General features: G+C 38.1%; 19 protein-coding genes and 1 riboswitch. Of the genes, 4 read left to right on the top strand and 15 right to left on the bottom strand.

Translation table 11 applies throughout. The annotated features are described in order from the left end of the window. The first annotated feature begins 1 nt into the window (after window position 1). Window positions 2-841 carry a glycosyltransferase family 2 protein gene (locus AAEU33_RS00590; protein WP_345990455.1) on the top strand — a complete coding sequence of 280 codons (840 nt, stop codon included), beginning with the start codon at window positions 2-4 and terminating at the stop codon, window positions 839-841. A 49-nt stretch (window positions 842-890) separates the two neighbouring features. Here AAEU33_RS00590 and secG read toward each other — a convergent pair whose 3' ends face one another. The 3 genes from secG to AAEU33_RS00575 all read right to left on the bottom strand — a co-directional run bounded on the left by secG (window position 891) and on the right by AAEU33_RS00575 (window position 4760). Next, window positions 891-1241 (bottom strand): preprotein translocase subunit SecG, encoded by a 351-nt coding sequence (gene secG, locus AAEU33_RS00585; RefSeq protein ID WP_345990453.1) that lies wholly within the window; start codon window positions 1239-1241, stop codon window positions 891-893. Window positions 1242-1363: 122 nt separating this feature from the next. Continuing rightward, window positions 1364-3397: a pitrilysin family protein gene (locus tag AAEU33_RS00580; protein WP_345990451.1), complete on the bottom strand. Its 2034-nt coding sequence runs from the start codon at window positions 3395-3397 to the stop codon at window positions 1364-1366. A gap of 49 nt (window positions 3398-3446) precedes the next feature. Then, window positions 3447-4760, bottom strand: coding sequence for a pitrilysin family protein (locus tag AAEU33_RS00575; protein ID WP_172283983.1), 1314 nt, complete (start codon window positions 4758-4760; stop codon window positions 3447-3449). A 170-nt stretch (window positions 4761-4930) separates the two neighbouring features. Here AAEU33_RS00575 and AAEU33_RS00570 point away from each other — a divergent pair, with 170 nt between their 5' ends. Then, on the top strand, window positions 4931-7261 hold the full coding sequence (locus AAEU33_RS00570) for a UvrD-helicase domain-containing protein (protein WP_172283985.1): 2331 nt from the start codon (window positions 4931-4933) through the stop codon (window positions 7259-7261). A gap of 122 nt (window positions 7262-7383) precedes the next feature. After that, complete coding sequence (locus AAEU33_RS00565; protein ID WP_345990449.1) at window positions 7384-10107, top strand: TonB-dependent receptor; 2724 nt, start codon at window positions 7384-7386, stop codon at window positions 10105-10107. Between the two features lie 14 nt (window positions 10108-10121). On the opposite strand, the gene hxpB is transcribed toward AAEU33_RS00565, so the two are convergent. From hxpB to AAEU33_RS00520, 9 genes are all read right to left on the bottom strand, one after another. Then, window positions 10122-10775: a hexitol phosphatase HxpB gene (gene hxpB / locus AAEU33_RS00560; protein WP_345990447.1), complete on the bottom strand. Its 654-nt coding sequence runs from the start codon at window positions 10773-10775 to the stop codon at window positions 10122-10124. Further along, complete coding sequence (gene tenA, locus AAEU33_RS00555) at window positions 10766-11416, bottom strand: thiaminase II (RefSeq protein ID WP_345990445.1); 651 nt, start codon at window positions 11414-11416, stop codon at window positions 10766-10768. Before tenA ends, hxpB begins: the two co-directional genes overlap by 10 nt. Next, window positions 11403-12236, bottom strand: a complete 834-nt coding sequence (gene thiD / locus AAEU33_RS00550) for a bifunctional hydroxymethylpyrimidine kinase/phosphomethylpyrimidine kinase (RefSeq protein ID WP_345990442.1) — start codon at window positions 12234-12236, stop codon at window positions 11403-11405. The genes tenA and thiD overlap by 14 nt, the downstream gene beginning before the upstream one ends. Next, window positions 12233-12868 (bottom strand): thiamine phosphate synthase, encoded by a 636-nt coding sequence (thiE, locus tag AAEU33_RS00545; RefSeq protein WP_345990440.1) that lies wholly within the window; start codon window positions 12866-12868, stop codon window positions 12233-12235. Before thiE ends, thiD begins: the two co-directional genes overlap by 4 nt. Further along, complete coding sequence (gene thiM, locus AAEU33_RS00540) at window positions 12868-13662, bottom strand: hydroxyethylthiazole kinase (RefSeq protein ID WP_345990438.1); 795 nt, start codon at window positions 13660-13662, stop codon at window positions 12868-12870. The genes thiE and thiM overlap by 1 nt, the downstream gene beginning before the upstream one ends. Before the next feature lie 58 nt (window positions 13663-13720). Then, window positions 13721-13813, bottom strand: a riboswitch (TPP riboswitch). Between the two features lie 55 nt (window positions 13814-13868). Next, window positions 13869-15710, bottom strand: coding sequence for a carbon starvation protein A (locus AAEU33_RS00535; protein WP_345990436.1), 1842 nt, complete (start codon window positions 15708-15710; stop codon window positions 13869-13871). Window positions 15711-15955: 245 nt separating this feature from the next. Continuing rightward, window positions 15956-16993 carry an alpha/beta hydrolase gene (locus tag AAEU33_RS00530; protein WP_172284001.1) on the bottom strand — a complete coding sequence of 346 codons (1038 nt, stop codon included), beginning with the start codon at window positions 16991-16993 and terminating at the stop codon, window positions 15956-15958. 19 nt (window positions 16994-17012) lie between these two features. Next, entirely contained in the window at window positions 17013-17396 is a 384-nt protein-coding gene (locus AAEU33_RS00525) for a DUF3037 domain-containing protein (protein ID WP_345990434.1), read from the bottom strand. Beyond that, the gene (locus tag AAEU33_RS00520) at window positions 17383-18156 is read right to left on the bottom strand and encodes a HipA family kinase (protein ID WP_172284005.1); all 774 of its coding nucleotides are present in this window, start codon (window positions 18154-18156) and stop codon (window positions 17383-17385) included. Before AAEU33_RS00520 ends, AAEU33_RS00525 begins: the two co-directional genes overlap by 14 nt. A gap of 136 nt (window positions 18157-18292) precedes the next feature. Between AAEU33_RS00520 and AAEU33_RS00515 the strand changes: the two genes are divergently transcribed. Further along, window positions 18293-19141: an alpha/beta fold hydrolase gene (locus AAEU33_RS00515; RefSeq protein ID WP_345990432.1), complete on the top strand. Its 849-nt coding sequence runs from the start codon at window positions 18293-18295 to the stop codon at window positions 19139-19141. A gap of 60 nt (window positions 19142-19201) precedes the next feature. On the opposite strand, the gene AAEU33_RS00510 is transcribed toward AAEU33_RS00515, so the two are convergent. The 3 genes from AAEU33_RS00510 to AAEU33_RS00500 form a co-directional block, all read right to left on the bottom strand. Further along, on the bottom strand, window positions 19202-20038 hold the full coding sequence (locus AAEU33_RS00510) for a flavin reductase family protein (RefSeq protein ID WP_345990430.1): 837 nt from the start codon (window positions 20036-20038) through the stop codon (window positions 19202-19204). 109 nt (window positions 20039-20147) lie between these two features. After that, window positions 20148-21395, bottom strand: coding sequence for a fumarylacetoacetase (gene fahA, locus AAEU33_RS00505; protein WP_345990428.1), 1248 nt, complete (start codon window positions 21393-21395; stop codon window positions 20148-20150). Window positions 21396-21612: 217 nt separating this feature from the next. After that, window positions 21613-22068: a hypothetical protein gene (locus AAEU33_RS00500; RefSeq protein WP_172284012.1), complete on the bottom strand. Its 456-nt coding sequence runs from the start codon at window positions 22066-22068 to the stop codon at window positions 21613-21615. Between the last annotated feature and the right edge of the window lie 50 nt (window positions 22069-22118).

The raw sequence follows: 22118 nt of genomic DNA, 5'->3' as shown, positions 1-22118 counted from the left end.
AATGAATACCAGGCTCTCAATAATAATTGTTAATTATAACGTTACCCAGTTACTTCGGAATTGCCTTTTATCCATTAAAAAATATGTAAAAGAAGTTCCCTATGAAGTCATTATTATTGACAATGCTTCTACAGACACCTCATGGCGAAATCTGATAGAAGAATTTCCGGGTTTTCATTTTATCGCTTCCGAAAGTAATGATGGTTTTTCAAAAGCCAATAATACAGCTATAAAAAGGGCAGTGGGAGATTATGTCCTGATCCTCAATCCTGACACCGAACTTGAAGGCTGTTATATGGATGAGATTTTAGATTTTGCAGATGCTCAGCCTGACTTTGGGTGTCTGGGAGTGAGAATGCATGATTCGAAAGGTGCATTTTTACCGGAAAGCAAACGTTCTGTTCCGGATATGTTCAACTCCTTCGAGAAGTTATTTGTGAATTTTAAGAATAACAATTCAAAATCCTATTATCGGAATGACATTGATGAAAATGCAATTGATAAAGTGGAAGTGATCACCGGTGCATTTTTTCTTGTTAAGAGAGAGGTTTATGAAAGAGTAGGCGGCCTGGATGAAGCTTATTTCATGTATGGTGAAGATATCGATTTATGTTATACCTTACTTAGGAATGGCTTTACGAATTACTATTATGGTAAAGCTTCAATATTACACTATAAAGGAGAAAGTACGGTAAAAGATGAGCTTTATCTCGAGCGCTTTTATGGGGCTATGCAGATTTTTATCAGTAAATATTACAAGGAATCGAAGCCTTTGCAGTATTCATTTTTAAAAGCAGGCTTAAGGCTCCGGCACAAAATAGAAAAGATCAAATTAAAATAAAAAGCAACTCAATTGAGTTGCTTTTTTAATATGTAAAAATAGTATTTGCTTATTTAGCAGGAGTAACAGGAGCCTGAGTTGGTGCTGTTGTTTGAGAAGCCGGAGCAGATTGTTTTGCAGGAGCTTCTTTTTTAACAGGTTGCTGAACCGGAGCCGTTTGTGATGGCTTTCCTGTGATCACAACACTGATAAGGATAAGAACAATGATTGTTGCTCCCAAGGTCCATGTTGCTTTTTCCATAAAGTCGTTGGTTCTTTGTACTCCGAATTGCGCAGATGATGCACCTCCGAAGGTACTGGAAAGGCCTCCTCCTTTAGGATTTTGAGCCATAACGATAATTACCAGTAAAACACTAGCAATCATAACAAGAACCATCAATAGTATAAATATAGAATCCATTAATTTGATATCTTTTTGAATGGGCAAATTTAATCTTTTTTTACCGAACAGCAAAATAAGATTTTAGTAAAAAGAAAAAACAGCAACAATTGTTGCTGTTTTTTCTTTAAAAGAGATTATTCTTATTTAAAATCAGAATCCTTGGCCTGATTGATCTGATAAGATTTTACAGCCAGGTTTATATCCATTCCGCCCATATTCTGAATAATGGTATGTGGTAATTTTACGCCGGATACATCTTTATAATCAGCATAGCTTGTAGGGGTAGAACCCTGCTCTCCACTTTTTACCTCTCCTGTTTTCAGGCCGGTTTTTACGCTATAATAATATGTGTCTTTTGCGCCTTTCACTACGTAGGAATCTTCGTTGTTATATTTTTCAATTCCTGCTAATTTATATTCAGTAGATTTTGCGAAATTAATTTCCGGGAATAGTTCTTTCTCATCAGACATTTCGGCTTTCTGCTTGTCGCTTAGAGGAACCTTTTTCCCTTGAACTTCCATGTAGCCATCTTTTCCGTCGAATACAATTTTTTGTACGGTATTTCCCATCATGCTGATGTTCATAGCCATTTTGCCTTCTTTGGCCTGAATCATTTTCATGTTCATTTCCATGCCCTGTACTTTTGTAGTGGCTTCACTGGAAATAGAATTGATCTTCTGGACAGCAGCAAGACCTCCAATTGCATTAATGTATTTATCCGCTACAGATCCGATCGTAACACCGGCATCCACTTTTTGTGCAGCCGGTTTTGCTACAGGATTAGCTTCCTTATCAAAATATTTTACCGGGTACCCTAATTTTTCCAGACCTTCAGAAATATCAGAAGCTTTACCTGCGATGAAAATTCTGCTTTGATTAGGAAGTATTGTCGCTTTAACCGCACTTGTAACGTCTGCAGCGGTTACTTTGTCAATAGATTTCAGATAATTGGTATAGAAATCTGAAGGAAGATCCTGTACTTTTTGATTTAATGCAAATCTTGCAATGGTTTCAGGTTTTTCCAAAGACATGATGAAGTTTCCTTTCAGCTTTGCTTTAGCATTTTCAAGCTCTTCCGGTTTTACGGTAGAAATAGCATTCAGTTCATTCATGAATTCTTTAACGGCTTTGTCTGTGACCTCGTTTCTTACACTTGCCTGTGCTGAGAAATTAGGAGAATATTTGCTGGCAGACATGCTTGAATAAGCTCCGTAAGTAAATCCGTTTTTTTCACGAAGATTCATGAAAAGTCTAGCTTCACCACCTCCTCCAAGGATGTAATTGGCAATTGTTGCAGGGAAGTAGTTGGGATCTTTCATTTTCAGTGTATTCAGGTTGCCTACGGAAACAACCGATTGTACAGCTGAAGGAACATCAACAACATTGATCTCTGTTTTTGCAACATTTGAAGCAGGTTCTAATGCGGTAAAAGCAGTATTGGATTTTTTCCATCCGCTGAATGCTTTTTCGATCAAAGGTTTTACCTGATCATATTTAACATCTCCAACGATAACTAAATAAGCATTGTCCGGAGCGTAATATTTTTTGTAGATATTCTGAACATCGGCCAGCTGGATTTTATTGATGGACTCAACGGTCTCAAACTCTCCTCTGGATGTGTTTTTTCCATACTGTAAAGCATTGGAAACCCTTGCTGCTATAGAAGAAGCGTTTTTATCATCAGATTTTAAACTTTCAATAGCTCTTTCCTTAGAATTCTGGATTTCTTCAGCAGAAAATTTTGGATTAATAATAGCATCAGCCATTAATCCCAATACCTCAGGGAAATATTTTGAAAGAGAACTTGCGAAAGCTCCGGAAGATGAAAAGTTAAGGTTAGCTCCCAGAAAATCTACCTTTTTATTAAATTCATCTTTGCCGATATTGGTTGTTCCGTTTTCGAACTGTTCTGCCATGATTTCGCTTACACCGGTCACATTTCCTTCATGGTAAGGAGGTCTGTCCATAGATAGATTGGCGCTTACTCGTGGTAATTTGTTGTTTTCTACAACCATCACCGTAAGGCCATTGCTTAACTGGAAAGTTTTTGGCTTGGCAATGTTTATCGCTGGAGTAGGACCTGGCTTTGGCATTGCATTAAGATCTATTTTTTGTGCTGAAAGCATTCCGGTAAATAAAAATGCTACGGCTATATATGTTAATTGCTTTTTCATTTGTAAATAATTGTTTGTTATAATCACTTTTTAACCCAACTGATCTGGATTATTTTTTTTCAGGTACGTAATTAATGATTATTCTTTGATTAGGATTCAGGTACTTTTTAGCAGCATTTTGAAGATCTTCTCTTGTGATGGATCTGTAAATGTCAATTTCTTTGTTGATTAAATTGGTGTTCCCCATCAATACGTGGTTTGTTGCTAATGAAGCAGCAATTCCCTGAATACTTGAATTCTGATTTACAAACTGGTTTTCAAACTGATTCTGAATTTTCTGATAATCTTCCTGAGAGATTAAAGTTGTTTGTAATTTTTTGATCTCAGCATCAATGTCAGACTGTAAAGTTTGCTTTGTAGTCTGTCCCATTGGGATTGCGAAAAATGCAAATATACTGTAGTCTTCAAGTCCCTGGTTGAAAGCCGCTACCTGAAGTGCTTTTTTGTCCTGATCTACTAATTTTTTATACAAAACAGATGATTTTCCGTTGCTTAAATAGGTTGAAAGCATATCCAGAACATAGGCATCTTTCTCTTTATTGGCAGGTGTTCTGTAGGCAAAAACATAGGCCGGAAGCTGGATGTTAGGATCTGTGGCAGTAACTTCCTTCTCCTGAGTGATAGGAGCATCTTTCGGGAAATCTTTAGGATAGATTGTTCCTTTTGGAATTCCTCCGTAATATTCTTCAATCCATTTTTTAGTCTGTTCAGGCTTAATATCTCCTGCTACGACCAAAGTGGCATTGTTAGGTACATAATATTTTTTATAAAATGCCTGGAATTCTTCAAGTTTAGCAGAATTCAGGTCCTCCATTGATCCGATGGTTGGCCAGTTGTACGGGTGATTGGTGAAAAGATTTTTTTGGATGGTGGTAAAAAGATTCCCGTAAGGCTGGTTGTCCATTCTCAATCTTTTTTCCTCCTTTACAACCTCTCTCTGAGTATCTACTCCAACCTGGTTGATAACTGCGTGACGCATTCTTTCAGCTTCCATCCAAAGTCCCAGTTGTTCGTTGTTGGAAGGGAAAGTTTCATAGTAATATGTTCTGTCATTGGTTGTATTGGCATTGTTCTGTCCTCCGTTGGAAGAAACTATTTTAAACCAGTCACCTCTTTTGATATTAGGTGTTCCTTCAAATAAAAGATGTTCAAAGAAGTGAGCGAAACCGGTTCTTCCTTTTACTTCATCCTTGGCACCTACGTGGTACATTACTCCTGTTGTAACTACCGGTGCTGTATTGTCCTGATGAAGAATCACGTGTAAACCGTTTGGTAAATCATACTCTTCGAATTTGATTTGTTGTGCATTCAGCATCACTCCAAAGAAAGCTACAGCAGCAACAGAAAGAAGTCGTTTTTTCATAAAGTAGAAATTGTTTGTCAATAAGTCCTAAAAATACTTTAATTGTTACAATTATTATGTGAAATTTTTAACTGAATTATTGGTTTTGTTAAATATATCATACCTGCATTTCAAAAATTTGAATTCTCCTTTTAATACATTATTTTTGTATTCCCAAAATTTTTTGCAGCATGGACTATTTGAAAGGACTCAATGAATCACAATACGAAGCCGTTACTACTTTACAGGGACCTTTAATGGTACTTGCAGGAGCAGGTTCGGGGAAAACGCGTGTACTTACCATGCGTATCGCCCATCTGATTACAAACGGTGTCGATCCTTTCAATATTTTAGCCCTTACCTTTACCAATAAAGCAGCACGTGAAATGAAGGAGCGTATTGCAAAGGTAGTAGGCCCCGGTAATGCAAGAAGTTTGTGGATGGGAACTTTTCACTCGGTATTTGCAAGAATTTTGAGAAGTGAAGCTCATTATCTGGGATTTCCATCGAATTTTACAATTTATGATCAGCAGGATGCGTTGAATGTAATCCGGAAAGTGCTGAAAGACATGAATATAGATGCGGATCTGTATAAACCTAAAAAAGTCCAGGCAAGAATTTCAAACTATAAGAATAACCTGATCACGGTAAAAGCCTATTTCAACAACCCTGAATTGATGGAGGCTGATGAAAAAGCGAATATGAAGTTTATCGGTCAGATTTATCAGAAATATGTAGAAGCCTGTTTTAAAAACGGGGCGATGGACTTTGATGATTTATTGTTAAAAACCAATGAACTGCTTACCCGGTTTCCTGAGGTTTTAGCCAAATATCAGGACAGATTCCGTTATATTCTGGTAGATGAGTACCAGGATACGAATCACTCTCAGTACCTGATTGTAAAGGCACTGGCTTCAAAGTTTGAAAATATATGTGTAGTGGGAGATGATGCTCAATCGATCTATTCATTCCGGGGAGCCAATATTTATAACATTTTAAATTTTAAGAAAGATTATCCTGATGCGGTGACGGTTTCTTTGGAACAAAACTACCGTTCAACACAAAATATCGTGAATGCCGCTAATGTGGTGATTGCAAAAAACCTTCAGCAGTTCAAAAAGAATGTATTCAGTGAGAATGAAGAAGGAGATAAAATAAAAATCTACCGTTCGCTTTCGGATGCGGATGAAGCCAACTTTGTGGCTGGAAATATATGGGAGCTTCATAACAGGGACCAGCGAAAATTTAGTGATTTTGCCATTTTATACAGGACGAACTCTCAGACCAGGGCTTTTGAAGATGCTCTGAGACGTAAGAATATCCCTTATAAAGTATATGGAGGTTTATCTTTCTATCAAAGGAAAGAGGTAAAGGACCTTATTGCTTACCTGCGTCTTCTTATCAATGAAAATGATTCGGAAGCATTGACAAGGATAATCAATTATCCTACGAGAGGGATCGGAGAAACAACGCAGAATAAACTGGTCGTTTTTGCTGATGCCCATAACGTGTCTGTAGCAAAGGTCCTGGATAATCTTCCGATGTATTCTCAACAGTTAGGATTCAATAATGGTGTTCTCAACAAACTGAATGATTTCTGGTCAATGATCAAGGCTTTTCAGGTATTGCTGAAAACAGAAACAGCTTACAGTGTTGCCATGGAAGTTGCAAAACGAAGCGGTCTGATCAAATTTCTGAAAGATGACGGAACTCCCGAAGGGATTTCAAGGGTAGAAAACGTACAGGAACTCATGAACTCTATGCAGGGTTTTATAGAAGAGCAGATGCAGCTGGAGGACGGAGATCCTAGTTTATCCAATTTCCTTGAAAATATTGCCCTTTCAGCAGATACGCAAGCAAAAGATGAAGAAGATGATATGGTTTCCCTGATGACCATTCACCTTTCCAAAGGACTTGAGTTTCCTGTTGTGCATCTTGTAGGAATGGAAGAAAATCTTTTCCCTAGTTTTATGAGTTCAGCAACAAGGGAAGATCTGGAAGAAGAAAGACGTTTGTTTTACGTAGCCTTGACAAGAGCCGAGAAGCAGGCATTTTTCTCTTATGCCATCTCCAGATTCCAATGGGGAAAAATTACAGATGCAGAACCATCAAGATTCTTAAGTGAAATTGATGAAGAGTATCTGGAATTCATCAATCCTGCAATGGAAAAACGTTTTATTAATCAAAGCGGGCTTAAATCCAATATTTTTGATGAACATCCTTCAGAAATACGTAGTTTTAAAAAGGTAGAGAAGAAAACCATTGAAAAGAATGAGAATTCAAAACCAATTGCTGAACCTCGTAAACTGAAACCCGTAAGTACGGCCAAAATCATTAACCCAAGCGGAGCCTCTTCTCAGGATATTGAAGTGGGGGATAAGGTGAGACATGATCGTTTTGGTGTCGGGGAAGTTACTTTTCTGGATGGAACAGACCCTCAGAATATCAAGGCTAAAGTGGTTTTCATGCATGAAGGAGAGAAGAATCTTATTCTGAAATACGCTAAACTAACTAAAATTTAAAAAACATAGACGTAAGCTATCAGAACTTTTTATAAATTATAAGTCTACTTATTTTGTAGACTTATAAATATGACATACATTTGCTCCTCAAAAAAAGTTAAAAAAAACTTAACATAAAATGTATGAAAAATAGAAAGACAATTTTTTCAGCTTCTGTTTTATTTTTTCTGGGGACAACTTATGTTTATGGACAGGAGAAGGATACAGTGAAAACCGCTAATGTGGAAGAGGTTGTTATTCTGGGATCCCGAAGCGGAGCAAGATCTAAAGTTGACAGCCCGGTTCCTGTGGATGTATTTAATATAAAAGAATCTTCGCTGGTTCTTCCTCAGACCAATATTTCTCAGATCCTTAACGCTATAGCACCCTCATTTACCTCTACGATCCAGACCAACGCTGATGGTACGGATCATTTGGACCCTGCACAGCTCAGAGGCCTGGGTCCCGATCAGGTCCTGGTTTTGGTCAATGGTAAAAGAAGGCATACTTCGGCATTGGTTAATGTGAACGGAACTCCGGGAAGAGGAACTGTAGGTACGGATTTGAATGCTATTCCTTCTTTCGCGATCAACCGGATTGAAGTGTTGCGGGATGGTGCTGCGGCACAATACGGATCAGATGCCATTGCAGGGGTTATTAATTTAGGGCTTAAAAGAGATACCGGAAGACTGACAGGTCAGTTTACTTACGGAGGAAACCTCACGCCGGCAGCCAATGATCATACAGGAAATTTTGACGGACAAAACTTTCAGGTAGATCTGAATTATGGTGATAAAATAGGAAAAAAGGGAGGTTTTTTCAATATTACCTGGACTTCACAGTTTAGAAATCCAACCTATAGAGCAGGAACCGAAAGCGGGACAATTTACAATGCTTACAATGCTATTGAGAAAAGAGCATTAAATGATGGCGTGAATCTTTCTTCATTATTTACAAATATCGGTACTACTCCCAATGCTCAGCAGATCGTAAATTATATTCATCAATATGCACAGAATGTTAATTATTTCTCCCAGGATTTTCAAAACCAAATTCAGGGAGCCAATACAATTGGTGCGCTACAGGGATTGTTAGGAGCTGATGTAACCAATCAGGAGTTGAGCTACAGAGGTCTTGAAAGAAAAGATTTCAATATGCAGGTAGGCCAGTCAAAACTGAATAACCACCAGCTTTTTGCAAATATAGAGGTTCCGATTGATGATAACTGGAAAGTCTATACTTTTGGAGGTTATAGCTTCAGGCATGGTACTTCGGGAGGATTTTTCAGAAGACCTAATCAAAGCAGAACCTTTACAGGAATATATCAGGATGGTTATCTGCCGCAGATCGGAACAGATATCCAGGACTTGTCTCTTTCAGCAGGTATAAAAGGAAACTGGGATGGCTGGAATATTGACTTCAGTAATACTTACGGACAAAACTCCTTTGATTATACTATCCAGAATACAGGTAATACTTCTTTAAGATTTGCTTCCCCCAATGAATTTAGTGCCGGAGGACTAAGGTTTTCTCAAAATACGATCAATCTTGATTTTTCAAAGAAATATGATGTGTGGCAGGGAATCAACATAGCATTTGGGGCTGAGCACCGATATGAAAATTTTAAAATAACAGCAGGAGAAGAAGCTTCTTATGCAACTTATGATATCAATGGTAATGTATGGAACGGGACCACTTCCAGACCTACCGATTTCTTTGGAAATTCACTTCCGGGAGGATCACAGGTATTTAGCGGTTTCAGACCTGAAAATGCTGTAAATAAAAACAGACAATCTGTTGCGGGATATGCAGATTTTGAATTCAATTTTACAGATTGGTTGCTGGTAGATGCTGCTGCGAGATATGAAAACTATTCGGATTTCGGATCTACTTTTAATTATAAGATAGCTTCGAGAATTAAACTTGATAAGAACTTTAATTTAAGATTTGCTGGATCTACAGGATTTAGAGCGCCATCTATCCATCAGATCTATTATAATGTAACTTCTACTTTATTTACCAATAATCAGCTTTTAGAAGTAGGAACTTTCAGCAACGACTCTAAAATAGCAGGACTATTGGGAATTCCAAAATTGAAACAGGAAACTTCCCAATCAGCAAGTATAGGATTTACGTATAAAATTCCATCAGTTAATGTAACATTTACGGCAGATGGTTATTTTACTAAAATTAAAAATAGGATTATCCTTACCGACCAGTTTACCAGATCAGCAGTTCCTCAGCCGGCAAAGGAGGCATTTGATGCTGCGGGAGTAAATGCGGGACAATTTTTTGCCAATGCAATTGATACGGAAACGAAAGGGCTGGATATTGTAATCGCTCACAATGTAAGATTTTCAGAAGTGAAGCTGGATAATAGTTTTGCAGTTAATCTAAATCAGACCAAAAAAGTAGGAGACGTGCATTCATCGGGTTTGTTGGAATCTGCTAATCTTGAAAATACCTATTTCTCTGAAAAATCAAGAGTCTATCTTGAAGAAGCGGTTCCAAGAGTAAAGGCAAGTTTATCCCACAGTATTTCATGGAAAAATGCCAGTTTCTATTTAAGAAATACGTATTTCGGAAAGGTAACCGGTGCTGATGTTTTAGATGCTAATGGAGATGGGGTTATTGCATTTGATGAACATCAGAAAATAGCAGATAAGGTGATTACTGATCTTTCTGTAGCGTATCAGTTTACTAAAAATGTAGGCTTAACGCTGGGAGTGAATAACGTTTTTGATATTTATCCAAGCAAAAATCTTCCGGTATCAACCAATAACGACCAGTTTATCTACTCTCGTTCCACGTCTCAATTCGGACAGAACGGAAGGTATGTTTTTACGAGACTTAATTTTACTTTTTAAGTAAAAAATAAAAACTAGCTGAACAATGCAGGCAAAGGATCTTCAAAACTGATTATTCTGTGATCTGCGAGATCAAAATAAATTTCTGAATTTTGATTGGTAAAAGCAATGACAGTCATTCCTGCATTTTTGGCAGCAAGAATACCGGACTGACTGTCCTCTATTACAAAACAATGTTGAGGGTCAACTTTCAGGTTTTTTGCTGAAGTAAAATATACGGCAGGATGAGGCTTACCATGTTCTTCAAACTCAGCTGAGGTAATATGATCGAATAAATGGGCAATCTCTGCTTTATCAAGAACGGTTTGAATGATCCTGTAAGGAGAATTGGTGGCTAGGCCTATTTTGTATTGCTTTGATTTAAGATCTTCTATAAACTTTTTTATACCCGCAATAGTACAATCTTCTGTTGCGATCAGTTCAATGACCCTTGAGATGACTTGTTGTTCCACAGTGTCCAATGCAATGTTATCCCAAGGGTATTTTTTATACCAGAATTCGGTAACCTCAGCAGTAGTCATCGACTGAGTAAACTGTGTGAATTCATCAGTAATCTTTACACCCAATGAGCTGAATACTTCGGACTCCGCTTGTTTCCAGAATTTTTCACTGTCGATAAGAACGCCGTCCATATCAAAAATAACAGCTTTTGCAGGTTTTATTTCCATATTTTTAATTCATAGGCCGCTTCCCAAAAATGGTACTCCATTTGGGTTGACATGATAAAAGCTTCTGTCATTTTATATCTTGTATCATCTGTAGCTTTTTCTGCGATCTTATCACAAATAGCAATGGCATGATCTACAGCAGCAGAAAATTCCTCTCCGCCATAAGTATCGATCCACTTTTGATAAGGATTATTAATATTGTTCTGATACTTAAAGATAAAGTTTCCTACTTCCCTATAGATCCAGAAGCACGGCAACACTGCAGCAACTGCAACTTCAACACATTCCAGAGCAGCAGTACTCCTCAGGAAATGGATATAGTGATGACATGCAGGCTGTAAAACACCTTTATCGGTAACACCAAAATCCTTAAAATAAAATTCATGTAAAGCATTTTCGACCACGATCGCATTTTCGGCAAACCTCATAAAAGAAAGAACATCCTGAAGATCCGGGATCTTAGCAGCAATTAGCGAAAGCGTTCGTCCAAAATGTTCAAGATATAGAGAGTCCTGAGCCATGTAAAATTTAAAATTTTCAAGCGGCAAAGTTCCGGCTGAAAGCTCTTTGATAAAATCCATTTGCAAAATAGACATGTATTTGTCTTCAATAGCTTGCCAGGTTTTTTCAGACCATTTCATTTTTGATCAGTTTTTGAGGGTTAAAAAAGTGATTAAGCGGGCCGTTTCCTAAACCGGTTTCTACATCTTTTCCATTTTCTATGGCTTTATAAACATATTGTTGTCCAAGAGAAACAGAATCAAATAAGGTTTTTCCCTGAGCCAGATATGCGGCTATAGCCGAAGAAAGGGTACAGCCTGAACCATGGGTATTGTGGGTTGCCAATTTGATGGTTTCAAAGGTATGGTATTGATTATTTTCATCGTAGAATAATGAGGTAATCGTTGAGGTATCCTGATGTCCGCCTTTTAAAAGAATGCTTTTGCAGCCCAGACTTTTGATCAGTTTTCCTGCTGCATAAAGGTCTTCAAGCGTTTTCACCTCCATGCTGGCTAAAATTGCTGCTTCATCCATATTAGGGGTAATCACATCTGCAATAGGGAAAAGTTTTTCTGTAATAGCGGTAATAGTCTCTTCTTCGATTAAACGATGTCCACTTGTCGCGACCATTACCGGATCGAATACAATAGGAATCTTTTTATATTTACCGAGTGTTGAAACGATGGTTTCCACAAGCTGGGAAGTATGGACCATTCCGATTTTGATTGCATCAGGAAAAATGTCATCTAAAATAGCTTCGATCTGATCAGCTACTGCTTCTACAGGAATTGGATATATCTTTCTTACTCCCTGGGTATTCTGGACCGGTAAAGCAGTTAACACCGATGTTGAAAAGCATCCCAGGGCAGAGGCGGTTTTAATATCAGCCTGGATGCCAGCCCCTCCGCTTCCGTCGAATCCTGCTATCGTTAATACGGATGAATATTTAAATTTTTTCATTTTACAATTTCATTTTTGAGTTCATAAGCTGCTTTTTGAGGATCATTAGCACCGCATATTGCAGAAACCACGGCAATACAGTCGGCTCCCGCGTCCATAATAGCCTTGGCGTTGGTTAAGTTGACACTGCCAATAGCAACAAGGGGCTTTGAGGTGAGTTGCCTTATTTTTACTATTCCTTCCAATCCCCATTCAGTAACTGTATCTGATTTGGTAGTCGTGCGGAAGACCGGGCTGATGCCCAGATAGTCTGATGCTGCAGTCTGATCATTTTCAAGCTGATCGAGATATTCAATGGAGTAACCAATCATTTTATTGTGAATGAGTGGCTGCTCCCTCAAATAGACGGGGCTTGCATCGGTATTACCCACATGGATGCCTGCCGCGTTTACTTTTGTGGCCACTTCTACGTTGTCATTAATAATCAGTGGAATATGATGTTTTTCTGTAATTGCTATCAGTTGTCTGGCTTTTTGGAGGAATTCATCGGGAGAGCTGTTTTTCTCTCTTAGTTGTATGATATCAACGCCGCCTAGAATAGCTTGCTCTGCAACCTTTAAAAAGTCTCTTCCGGGACAATCTGCCTCAGAAATAACAATGTAAAGCTGGTAAGGAAAAGGATGTCGATTCATTATCTTTCATACTTGAGATGACTGAGAAACTCCTCTTCGGTAATAGTATATAATTTATCGAGAAGGTTAACCTGAAGGCTTCCAGGACCTTTACTTTCCAAAACAGCCAGTTCACCTGCGATACCCATTAATGCCATTGCAGCCGCAGTTGCTTCAAAATACTTTTCGGTAACTCCTGCAAAAGCACCAATAAGGGCAGTTGCCGAGCAGCCTAATCCGGTAACTTTGGTCATTAAATGATGCCCGTTACGGATAAAGGAGGTCTGCTGTCGGTCAAGAATGATATCTGTAGCTCCGGAGATACAGACAATCGTATCGTGTTGATTGACGAGATATTGGGCGGCATTGATCGCTTCGTCACTTTTTGCTGTGCTGTCAACTCCTTTTGTAACGATTGTGTTTGCTTTAGCCAAAGCAATAATTTCTGATGCGTTGCCTCTGATTACAGTCGGCCGGTACGGTAAAAGCTGGTGTAAAATCTCATCACGGAAACCCGTTGCACCGGCACCTACCGGGTCCAAAATCCACGGTTTTTTTAATGAATGGGCAGCCTTTGCGGCTATTATCATTGACTCTGCCCAATATTCATCCAGCGTACCTATATTAATAACGACTGAATGTGCAATACTGACCATTTCATGAATTTCAGATTTTGCATGCGCCATGATCGGAGAAGCTCCCACAGCCAAAAGGGCATTAGCTGTATTATTCATCACCACGTAATTGGTGATATTGTGTACAAGGGGGGATTGCTGTTTTACGAGCTGTACTTGTTCCCAAAGATTTTTATCCATTATTATTGATTAAATAAATAGCTTCAGGAAAAAATCCAAAACAAAAGTACATTGTAAAGAATGTCTTTTTGCTTTTCCCTACGTCGGTGTAAGCCGTATCAGGTTCAAAGGGACTCTCTCAATTCTTCTCAGAATACCCCTAAAGCATAACAAATGTAAGAAAAATATCAGATATGGCCTTATCATTAATTAGTAACCCAAACCTTTTATCTCTCTACCAGCTCCTTTACGCTTTCTCCGTAGTAATCCATTTCCGATTTATTAATTTTGATAAGCTCATACCACTTTCTGAAGGCTCCTACAAATACGATAAGCATTAAGACCATTGCAACCACAGCAAGTGTTGCCAGTAAGTATTGCCCTTTGGGAATATAAATGGAGGTAACCTGGATATAACCTGCCCAGAATGTGATCCCTGCCATGAACACACCCGGTATAGCTGCACACAAGGCATATTTGCCTCTGTTTAACCGTATGAGCATTGTTGTACAGACGATCAGTCCACAGGCAGCAAGCAGCTGGTTGCTGATCCCGAATAATGGCCAGATACTACTGACGTTTCCTGTAAATACAAGGTATCCCCATGCAAAAGTGAAGATCAGACTACTGATAATAATCCCCGGGGTCCAGTTTTTGTCATTGAATTTCGGAATTACAGAACCCAGCATTTCCTGCAAAAAGAAACGTCCTACTCTTGTTCCTGCGTCAATAGCCGTAAGAATAAAAACAGCTTCAAACATGATTGCAAAATTATACCAATAAGCCATTAACTGATCCATATAGGGGATCTTATTGAATATATGAGCCATTCCCACAGCCAGAGATACAGCACCTCCGGTTCTGCCATGAAGATCGATCCCGATTTTCTGTGAAAAATAATCAATATCAACTCCGTGTAAAGAAGGATGAGCAGCCAGAAATGCATCATAAGAGTCTTTCGGAGTGTTTATGGCAAAATAATCTCCGGGCATTAATGTACATGCTGCGATCAATGCCATTAGGGCAACAAATCCCTCAACAAGCATTGCTCCATATCCTACAAAAAGAATTTCCCTTTCTTTATTTAGCATTTTAGGCGTTGTTCCGGTTGCTATAACAGCGTGAAAACCCGAAATAGCACCACATGCGATAACAATGAAAATGAATGGAAGGACAGGTCCTCCGATCACGGGTCCGCCACCGTTTACAAACTGTGTAAGGGCAGGCATCTGTATCGTGGGATGGATCACAATTACTCCGATAGCAAGCATGATGATAGTTCCGATTTTCAGGTATGTCGACAAATAATCCCTTGGGACGAGCAGCAGCCATACCGGTAGAACGGATGCCAAAAAACCATACAAAGGAATAGCTATAGAAATGGTGGTGATATCCCAGGAGAACAAATTATGCATGGTTTCATTCTGCATCAGGTTATGCCCTCCGATAATACCCGCAATAAGAAGGACTCCTCCTAGGATACTGGCAAAAGTGACACTATTTTTGCGATAGCGCATAATCAGACCCATAATGATGGCAATAGGCATTGTAATCACTACGGTAAATAATGACCATGAGGCTTCGTGCATAGCATTGATACACGCCAACGATAGTCCTGCCAGTGTAAGAATGAGAATGAATAAAATGGCAAATCCGGCTACTGTTCCGGTTGTTTTTCCAATTTCTTTAGAAGCAATGGTTGCCAGACTCTGGCCTTTATGCCTTACGGATGCGAACAAAACGACCATATCATGAACACCACCTCCTAATACACAGCCTATCAGAATCCACAATGCTCCGGGAAGGTATCCGAATTGTGCGGCAAGAACAGGCCCAACCAATGGTCCTGCAGCTGCAATTGCAGCAAAGTGATGTCCGAAAAGAACATTCTTATTAGTTGCAACATAGTCTTTACCATCCGCAAACTCCAATGCAGGAGTCGTATTTTTGTTATTAAGACGTAATACCTTATTGGCGAGAAAAATTCCATAGATGCGGTATGCTATGGCGAAAATAAGGAGCGATGTGAAAACTAAAGTTAAGGCGTTGATGTTATTTAGGAAATCCATATCGTCTTGATTTTTTATGAGTAAATAATTAAATTTTTTGTTTAATTTATTTTGAATAATTTAAACAATGGCCAAGTTAATTATTTTGTAAATAAAAAATAAGAATATGTATACTAATCTAGCAAATTAACAAAAATTGAAAATAATTACTTATTTAATATCCTGATAATTAATATTTTATATTGTTTTTCCGTTTGAGTTAACTATAATTTATTGCTAGTTTAGAAGTATATTTCATTTCAACATTAATGATTGCTGGACTTAGTCTTTCTCTGAGAAACAATAAAATCTACCATTTCATCAACAAGCTGATTAAGGTAGTTTTTATCGGTGGTTCCGAAGCCGTGTATACCATCTTCTACGATAGTCAGTTTATTTTGTACTTCATTTTCTTCAAGTTTTCGTTCCAGTAGTATCGATTGCTTGAGAGGTACAATCTTATCCTTATTTCCTTGTAGAGTTAGGGTTGGGATTGCATGATCAGCATAAGTTACCGGTGAAAGCGTTTCAAAGTATTTGATGACTTTCTTCTTGTCTTTTTTGATGTCGTATCCTGAAATTCCTAAGATCAGTTTTCCCCTTAGATCAACAATTTTCTTTGAAAAAAGGCTAATAAAAAAGGCACCTACATTTCCCACACGGGTATGTAAAAGTTTATTAAGATCAGTAGGCCCGAAATTATTGACTACATAATTTACTTTTGCAGAATAAGATGAGAGTTCAGGTGCTCCGACGAATTCATTATCTTGCGTATAGGCAGCCAGCAATGAAAGATGCGCCCCGGCAGACGCCCCGAAAAGTCCTATATTGTTGGTATCAAAGTGATATTTATCTGCGTTCTTTCTGACCCATCGTATAGCATCCTTAGTATCCTGGATAGGATTTGGAAAATGTATATCTTTATTCACTAAAGTATAGTTGATGCTGATTACAGTATATTCCTTTTCTACCAGCTTGAGAATAAGGTTTTCTATATAGGAATCTGCATGAATGATCTTATCACCGCCGACCCATCCCCCTCCATGGACATAAATAAGCACAGGATGTTTTTCCGCAGAGGTTGTTTTTGGGCTGTACATATCCAAAGCTATTGAACCTTCCTTATTGGTTTTATAGAAAATATCTTCTGATGAAATGGTCCTTTCTTTTAAAAGACTGCTTTTTGGGGCTTTAGGCTGAAGCTGATTCTGGGAAAAAGCGACAGGGGAAATGCTCAGAAGTAAAATAAAAAACAGGTTTACATAAAACCTGTATATTGTAATATTGCTTTTGAATGATGCCATATAATTTTTGAGAAATTGGTTATTTTACTAACTCCTCAAAAAGTTTACCAAAAGTTTTTTCAAGATCTTTGGATTTTCCGGGATGAGGCCTTGATGTTTGTATAACGGAACTTCTTACCGCTGTTAACCAGCGAAAACGCTCGGGAATATCAAGCAGGGCTATTGGTCCACCGTACTTATCTCCATTGGCAATCTTTTGAAAACTTTGCAGGTTCTGAATAATGTCTTCATAGTCAAGTTTGCTGTGCATAAGTCTGAATTTATCTGGGCATAGATAAAAATCTACACGAATGAATTTTTCTTTTTTTGAAAACATCACGAGGCCTATATTGAAAAATTCTTCTCTTTCAACCTTAGGTACCAGACGTATTACGGCATATTCGTATATTTTATCCTCTTGCATTTTTAGCTTCGTTTACAAAGATTTGTGAATTTTCTAGCCTTGTTTTCATAAATTGGAAGTACACCTCACGGATTTCTTCAGGACTTTCATCCGCATCGTTCCAGTGTAGCCAATCTTCGGGAATCAGATTTACAATTTCCCGGAATACTTTTTCATTTAAAACCTCATGTGCCCATTGGTCGGCTTCATCCAGCATTTTAGCTTTGGGAAGAAGAACATGGTCTTTTACATATTTGAAAGGAGTCTTTGCCGCTGCATCAAAGTTTTGCCATGAGTGATGAAAATAAAAAGAAGCTCCGTTATCAATTACCCAGAGTTCCTTATGCCACATCAGCAGATTGGTATTTTTATAAGTACGATCGATGTTGGTGATGAATGCATCCAGCCATACTATTTTTGAGGCCAGTAGAGGATCGATGACTACACCCGGATCATATGTGATCGATCCGGAAAGATAGTGAAGTCCCAGATTCAGCCCTTCCGAAAATTTTAGCAAATCCTGAATTTCTTCATCAGCTTCCGTTCGTCCAAAATCTACATCCAGGTTTACAAAAACAAGCTCCGGAATTTTTAATCCCAAAACTTCTGTTATTTTTCCTCCTAAAAGTTCAGATATCAGCATTTTTACTCCGTGGCCGGCACCCCGGAACTTCAGGACATATTTAAAGTCATCATCAGCTTCTGCCAAAGCCGGAAGCGAACCACCCTCTCTTAATGGAAGGATGTAGCGCATTACCGTTACTGTTCTTAAATCCAACATACCGCAAAAATAAGATTTTACTTTGTGTTTGTTCCTATTTTTAATATTTTTAGTTGAAATTATGTCAGCCATCAAAGTGGAAGAAATATTCTTGTGATAAGATGTTCTTTTCTGGCTGATTCTTTAAGAAGTGAGTATGGAAGTTATAAAAAAAGAGAATATTGTTATTTCAAATCCTGAAACAAAGGATTTTCTTGCAGATGCTTATTATCCGGAAAGTAAACGAAAATTACCACTGGTAATTTTTGTACATGGATATAAAGGGTATAAAGATTGGGGAGCATGGGGGCTTATGGCTGAAAAAATAGCAAAAGCCGGTTTTTTCTTTGTTAAGTTTAATTCCTCCCATAACGGGACAACAACAAATGACCCTCATAACTTCGGGGATCTGGAAGCTTTCGGGCAAAATAATTATTCTAAGGAACTTTCCGATCTCGGTGCTGTTATTGATTTTTTTATTACAGATGATAGGGTAGATGATCAAAAGGTCATTTTAATAGGGCACAGCAGAGGAGGAGGCATTTCGATTATAAAAACCTCCGAAGATGAAAGAATAAACGGCTTAATTACCCTTGCAAGTGTAGATACCCTTGAGCGTTTTCCAACAGGAAATGCTTTTGAAAACTGGAAAAAAGAAGGTGTGTATTATGTTATGAATGGCAGAACAAAGCAGGAAATGCCTCATTATTTTCAGTTTTATATAGATTTTGAAGAGAATGTGCATCGTTTCGATGTAGAAAGAGCAATGGAAATGGCAAAAGCTCATATTTTAATTATCCATGGCACCAACGATGAAAGTGTTGCTCCAAAAGAAGCGGAACATCTCCATATTTTGAACCCGAATTCTGAACTGTTTTTAATTGAAGATGCGAATCATACATTCGGAGCCAAAGAACCTTGGGAAAGTCCGGATTTACCGGAAGATCTGAATAAAGCTATCGAAAAATGTATTGACTTTATTAACAATAAGATTGTACACGAATAAAAATAAAAAAGGAGTGGCAACGTCACTCCTTTTTTATTTTAGATCTTATAGATTTCAAGTTTAGTCATTCTGTGTCGGCTTGGTTAAAATACTCCAGGCCTCGTTAATTTTACTTTCAAGCAGAAGTTTCTGCGCTTCCTGATGAATGTTTTCTTCAGAATGAAAACTACCCTCCGGTAAAACTTCAATGTTGGCAAGCATGCCCAGGTCATTTCCTGTAAAAATTTTACTGTATCGTATTTCAATAGGAAGAAGATCAAATCCAATTCCCTTTGTTACCAGTGGTTTAGGAACTTCAAAAAGACTGTTTTCATTACTTCTTGAGTACCAGTTTACTCCCAGACGGGCTACCATATCCAGTTTTTTCTGATCCAGATTGCCTTCTTCATTCAGATATTCTTCCCTTATGTGAATCTTCTGTACTTCACAGATGATCAGATTTCCTGCTCCGCCCTGATCTCCCAGGGGTTTTATTTCGAGTACTTTACATTCAAAATTAACCGGGCATTCTTCAATCAGTTTTGGCTGTACAAGATCTGCGTCCTTCATTGTAAGGCCGGATTTGATGAACTCATTAACCCCGTCTCCGTATTCTGTTGAAGCTAAAGATATTTGTTGTACAATAGGAAAATTGACTGTTCCGATTACCACCTCTGGAAGCTCTGAAACATTTTTCAACGTGTGTTTAGTGGTGTTATCACGGACTCTCCTTGAAGGTGAAAAAATCAAGATAGGTGGAACGGTACTGAACATATTGAAAAAGCTGAAAGGCGATAAATTAATAGTACCATTCTTATCAACTGTCGAAGCCAAGGCAATAGGCCTCGGTGAAACAGCGGTCTGCATTATCGTTTGTAATTGAACCGGTGTTATTTCAGATGGGATAACTGTTTTCATATTTTATAATAAGTCACTTCAGTTTTATCAATATTAATTGAAAAACTAAAGTGAACTTAATTTTACCATAATATTTTAACTTAAGTAGCTCAAACGTTTTTAACTCTTTTTATAAACTTGGAATTATTTTACCAGATACTTCCCCGAAACCTACTCTTACGCCATCTTTTTCAGCCCATGCTTTCATGGTAATGGTATCATTATCTTCAATGAATTTTCTTTCCTGGCCGTTACTTAGCTGAATAGGATTTTGGCCCCTCCATGTCAGTTCAAGCATAGATCCGAATGATTTTGGATCGCTTCCTGAAATAGTACCACTGGCATAAAGGTCACCAACTTCAAGATTACAACCGTTTACCGTGTGGTGTGCCAGTTGCTGGGTCATGTTCCAGTACATGAATTTATAATTGCTTTCAGAAATTAGGTTTTCTTCTCCGTTTTCAGGCTGTAAGTATACTTCAAGGTTGATATCATAATTTTTATCACCTTCAAACTTCAGGTAGTCCAAAACTTCCGGATCCTGTACCGGTGAAGCGGTTCTGAAAGGAGCTAATGCTTCTAAAGTAACAACCCATGGAGAAATAGAAGAGCCAAAGTTTTTAGCTAAAAACGGTCCAAGCGGAACATACTCCCATGCCTGGATATCTCTTGCAGACCAGTCATTAAACATAACCATCCCAAAAATTGCATCTTCAGCATCTTTTGTGGAAATGCTCTCGCCCATATCCGTATTTTTGTTGATAACAAAAGCCATCTCTAGTTCAAAGTCCAGTTGTTTAGAAGGGCCGAATACCGGCTTTTCTGCATCAGCAGGTTTAGTCTGGCCTTTGGGACGGTTGATATCAGTTCCTGAAATCACAATGGATGATGCTCTGCCGTGATATCCTACAGGCAAATGCTTCCAGTTGGGTAATAACGCATTGGCAGGATCACGGAACATTTTTCCTACATTGGTGGCATGTTCGATGCTGCTGTAAAAATCAGTGTAATTTGGAATATGCAGAGGCATTATCATTTTTACCTGATCCAGTTCGTAGAAAGCATCTTCTATGGTTTTCTGGTCTTTTGATAAAGTGGAGCCTTCCTGTAATAATTCCTGGATTTTAGTACGCACGGCATTGGTAATGGGTTTCCCCAATTCAATGAATTCGTTAAGGGTGTAAGCTTCGAAGACGTTATCTTCAAGTCCTTCAATATCTTCAAAATAGCCCAGATCATACAGGCTGGCAAGGTCAATGACCTGATCACCGATTCTGGTGCAGCATCCGATATATTCTTTATTGAAAACAGCTACTCCAAAAGGAATATTATGTATAGAAAAGTCTGAATTTGAGGAATACTCTACAAATGATTTCATAAGATTGTAATTTAATTAAGATTAATAAATCTGTTAAAATTTGGGTTCCAATATCTCAAGCGGCCGTAGCAGAAAAGCGATGTTTTCCAACTAAATATTCTTAAAACTCCTTGACTGGTTATCCAATGATCACCTGTCGGTTCAATATTGAGATATGAAATAAATTACCTTCTCACTACGCTCTTCGCAAATACGAGCGCCCTCAAGATATTTTGTATTATTTTTTTGAATAAGAGGCTTCGTCAATCCACCTGTCTTTAGTATTAACGTCAATCAGATATAAGATATTATCCTGTCTTGTTAATAATAAGGTTTTGGTTACCGGCATAGGAACTTTTTTTCCCTCCAGGATATTGGCTCTTAAAGAAACAATATTTTTTTTCCTGATGATATCGCCGGTAAAAACATTAGAACTGCTTTCTCCTGTGGTTTTATCATCGAAAACTTCAACATAGGTTGCATTATTTCCTTTTATGATAATGAAATCCCTTTCCGTATGGTCGTCAAAATCTTTGATAAAGACAAATTTTTTATCATCAATATTTACATTTTCAAGATGTTGATTGATGCCTTTTCTTTCTTCAAGTCTGGTAAGAATTTCATTCAGTGTTCCATATTGAGCTTTTAGCCCTAATGCACTGAAAAATAAAATTCCGAATACAATTTTTTTCATATTAAGTGTTTAAAAAAAAGTTTTGTCAGGACTTTTCATCCTGACAAAAC

Origin of the sequence: Chryseobacterium sp. Chry.R1, from assembly GCF_039645525.1 — a bacterium.
Classification (GTDB): Bacteria; Bacteroidota; Bacteroidia; order Flavobacteriales; family Weeksellaceae; genus Chryseobacterium; species Chryseobacterium proteolyticum.
The sequence above is the reverse complement of the archived record's forward strand: the minus strand, read 5'-3'. Positions and strand labels throughout refer to the sequence as shown.

Coding starts and splice junctions, on each gene's coding strand:
- AAEU33_RS00535 (WP_345990436.1), bottom strand. CDS start 15,710: ATGGATTTCCTAAATAACATCAACGCCTTAACTTTAGTTTTCACATCG.
- hxpB (WP_345990447.1), bottom strand. CDS start 10,775: ATGGAAATAAAACCTGCAAAAGCTGTTATTTTTGATATGGACGGCGTT.
- tenA (WP_345990445.1), bottom strand. CDS start 11,416: ATGAAATGGTCTGAAAAAACCTGGCAAGCTATTGAAGACAAATACATG.
- AAEU33_RS00530 (WP_172284001.1), bottom strand. CDS start 16,993: ATGGCATCATTCAAAAGCAATATTACAATATACAGGTTTTATGTAAAC.
- AAEU33_RS00515 (WP_345990432.1), top strand. CDS start 18,293: ATGGAAGTTATAAAAAAAGAGAATATTGTTATTTCAAATCCTGAAACA.
- fahA (WP_345990428.1), bottom strand. CDS start 21,395: ATGAAATCATTTGTAGAGTATTCCTCAAATTCAGACTTTTCTATACAT.
- thiE (WP_345990440.1), bottom strand. CDS start 12,868: ATGAATCGACATCCTTTTCCTTACCAGCTTTACATTGTTATTTCTGAG.
- AAEU33_RS00565 (WP_345990449.1), top strand. CDS start 7,384: ATGAAAAATAGAAAGACAATTTTTTCAGCTTCTGTTTTATTTTTTCTG.
- thiM (WP_345990438.1), bottom strand. CDS start 13,662: ATGGATAAAAATCTTTGGGAACAAGTACAGCTCGTAAAACAGCAATCC.
- AAEU33_RS00580 (WP_345990451.1), bottom strand. CDS start 3,397: ATGAAAAAGCAATTAACATATATAGCCGTAGCATTTTTATTTACCGGA.
- AAEU33_RS00510 (WP_345990430.1), bottom strand. CDS start 20,038: ATGAAAACAGTTATCCCATCTGAAATAACACCGGTTCAATTACAAACG.
- AAEU33_RS00525 (WP_345990434.1), bottom strand. CDS start 17,396: ATGCAAGAGGATAAAATATACGAATATGCCGTAATACGTCTGGTACCT.
- secG (WP_345990453.1), bottom strand. CDS start 1,241: ATGGATTCTATATTTATACTATTGATGGTTCTTGTTATGATTGCTAGT.
- thiD (WP_345990442.1), bottom strand. CDS start 12,236: ATGAAAAAATTTAAATATTCATCCGTATTAACGATAGCAGGATTCGAC.
- AAEU33_RS00570 (WP_172283985.1), top strand. CDS start 4,931: ATGGACTATTTGAAAGGACTCAATGAATCACAATACGAAGCCGTTACT.
- AAEU33_RS00590 (WP_345990455.1), top strand. CDS start 2: ATGAATACCAGGCTCTCAATAATAATTGTTAATTATAACGTTACCCAG.
- AAEU33_RS00575 (WP_172283983.1), bottom strand. CDS start 4,760: ATGAAAAAACGACTTCTTTCTGTTGCTGCTGTAGCTTTCTTTGGAGTG.
- AAEU33_RS00500 (WP_172284012.1), bottom strand. CDS start 22,068: ATGAAAAAAATTGTATTCGGAATTTTATTTTTCAGTGCATTAGGGCTA.
- AAEU33_RS00520 (WP_172284005.1), bottom strand. CDS start 18,156: ATGTTGGATTTAAGAACAGTAACGGTAATGCGCTACATCCTTCCATTA.